The sequence below is a fragment of the Streptomyces sp. NPDC006385 genome, from assembly GCF_040612485.1.
Classification (GTDB): domain Bacteria; phylum Actinomycetota; class Actinomycetes; order Streptomycetales; family Streptomycetaceae; genus Streptomyces.
This window is the reverse complement of sequence record NZ_JBEXQG010000164.1, coordinates 1-2,735: the sequence shown is the minus strand read 5'-3', so window position 1 is coordinate 2,735 and position 2,735 is coordinate 1. Positions and strand designations below refer to the sequence as shown.

Here is a 2,735-nt window from a genome sequence, read left to right as displayed (position 1 = left end):
GTGGCGGCGCGTGGCCGGTTGATGGATGCGTTGCCTGCGGGTGGGGCGATGGTGGCGGTGGAGGCCACCGAGGAAGAAGTGAGCGGCTTGCTGGCGGGTCGTGAGGGCCGGGTGGGTGTTGCGGCTGTCAACGGGCCTGCGTCGGTGGTGGTTTCCGGTGACGAGGACGCCGTGGAGGAGCTGGCGGGGGAGTTGTCGGCGCAGGGCCGCCGTACCAAGCAGCTCGCGGTCTCGCACGCGTTTCATTCGCCGCGTATGGAGCCGATGCTGGAGGAGTTCCGGGCGGTCGCTGAAGGCCTGACCTACTCGGTCCCGAAGGTGCCCCTGGTCTCGAATCTGACGGGTCGGCTCGCCGTGTCGGCCGAGGTCTGTACTGCGGAGTACTGGGTGCGGCATGTCCGTGAGGCGGTCCGTTTCGCCGACGGCGTGGCAGAGTTGGCCGCCCAAGGTGTGTCGGTGTTCGTGGAGCTGGGTCCGGACGGTGTGTTGACCGGGCCGGGCTCGCAAGTGGCTGCGGATGCGGTGTTCGTTCCGGCGTTGCGCGGCGGGCGCCCGGAGGAGCAGGCGCTGCTCTCGGCCCTGGCCCGCGCCTGGGCGCACGGTGTCGACGTGGACTGGAAGGCGGTGTTCACGGGCACCGGAGCCACCCGCGTGGACCTGCCCACCTACGCCTTCCAACGCCACCGCTACTGGCTCGGCGAGACGGCACAGCAGGTCGCCGAGGAGGCGGGGGCCGTCAGGGCGGAGTCCTGGCGCGAGCGGCTCGCCGCCGCCTCCGACGAGGAGCGTGGGCAGACGCTGGAGCAGCTGGTCCGGACGCAGATCGCGACCGTGCTGGAATACGGCTCCGCGGCAGCCGTGGACCCGGCACGGACCTTCAAGGACCTGGGCTTCGACTCCCTGACCGGGGTGGAGCTGCGCAACCGGCTGAACGAGGCGACGGGGCTGCGGCTGCCGTCCTCGCTGATCTTCGACCATCCGACGCCGACCGCCCTCATGCGGCACCTGGACGCCGAGGTGCTGGGCACCGACCACGCGGCCGACATCGACGTGCCGGGCGACAGTGGGCAGGTGGACGAGCCCATCGCCATCGTCGGGATGGGCTGCCGCTTCCCCGGCGGGGTGACCTCGCCGGAGGAACTGTGGGACTTGGTGCGCACCGAGCGCGACGGAATCTCCGCCTTCCCGACGGACCGCGGCTGGGACCTGGACGCGCTGTACGACGCCGACCCCGGCCGCTCCGGGGCATCGTACGTCCGTGAAGGCGGATTCCTTTACGAGGCACCCGAGTTCGACCCCGGGTTCTTCGGGATCTCGCCGCGTGAGGCGCTGGCGATGGACCCGCAGCAGCGGCTGCTGCTGGAGACGTCCTGGGAGGCGCTCGAGCACGCGGGCATCGACCCGATGTACCTCAAGGGCAGCCGCACCGGTGTCTTCGCCGGCGCGATGTCCCAGGACTACGGCACCCAGTTGCACGAGGCCGCGGACGGCCTCGATGGCTATCTGCTGACCGGCAAGTCGGTAAGCGTGGTCTCCGGGCGGCTGGCTTACGTCCTCGGCCTCGAAGGCCCTGCCGTGACGGTGGACACGGCCTGCTCCTCGTCGCTGGTCGCCCTGCACCAGGCCGCCCAGGCCCTGCGGGCCGGCGAGTGCACGTTGGCCTTGGCCGGCGGCGTCACCGTCATGGCGACGCCCGGCATGTTCGTGGAGTTCAGCCGACAGCGCGGGCTCGCCTCCGACGGGCGGTCCAAGGCGTTCTCCGACTCGGCCGACGGGACCTCGTGGGCGGAGGGCGTGGGCATGCTGGTGTTGGAGCGGTTGTCGGACGCGCGCCGCAACGGGCATCAGGTGCTGGCCGTCGTACGCGGCTCGGCGGTCAACCAGGACGGTGCCAGCAACGGCCTCACCGCTCCCAACGGGCCGTCGCAGCAGCGGGTGATCCGCGCCGCGCTGGCGAACGCCGGGCTGTCGGCCGGTGAGGTGGACGCGGTCGAGGCGCACGGCACCGGCACGACCCTCGGCGATCCGATCGAGGCGCAGGCTCTGATCGCCACCTACGGCCAGGACCGGGAACGCCCCCTCTGGCTCGGCTCGTTGAAGTCGAACATCGGCCACGCGCAGGCGGCCGCCGGTGTCGGCGGCGTGATCAAGATGATCGAGGCGATGCGTCACGGTCTGCTGCCGCGGACGCTGCACGTCACCGAGCCGACGCGCGAGGTGGACTGGTCGGCGGGCGCGGTCGAACTGCTCACCGAGGCGCGCGAGTGGCCCGAGACCGAGGGACGCCCGCGTAGGGCCGGTGTGTCCTCCTTCGGCATCAGCGGCACCAACGCACATGTCATCCTGGAGCAGGCGCCGGAGGCGCAGCGGCCGGTTCCGGCTGAGCCGGTGGCGGTGCCGTGGGTGCTGTCAGGGCGCGGGTCCGAGGCACTGCGGGGTCAGGCTGTCCGCCTGCTGGCGCGCGTGGAGCGTGACGCGGACCTCTCTCCCGTGAACGTGGGCTGGACACTGAGCGCGGGGCGGGCCGCCCTGGACGACCGGGCTGTCCTGGTCGGCACCGACCGGGACGCGCTGACGGCCGGACTGCGGGCACTGGCACACGGTGAGTCGGCCGCAGGGCTGGTGCAGGGCACCGCGTCCGGTTCTGGTGGCCGGGTGGTGTTCGTGTTCCCGGGTCAGGGTGCGCAGTGGGCCGGGATGGGTGTGGAGCTGCTGGACTCGGCTCCGGTGTTCGC

General features: G+C 71.9%; 1 protein-coding gene. It reads left to right on the top strand.

The genetic code is table 11. The features are described from left to right. Nucleotides 1-2,735 (top strand): beta-ketoacyl synthase N-terminal-like domain-containing protein (locus ABZ078_RS44295; protein ID WP_356584358.1); only part of this gene is annotated, 2,735 nt, incomplete at both ends.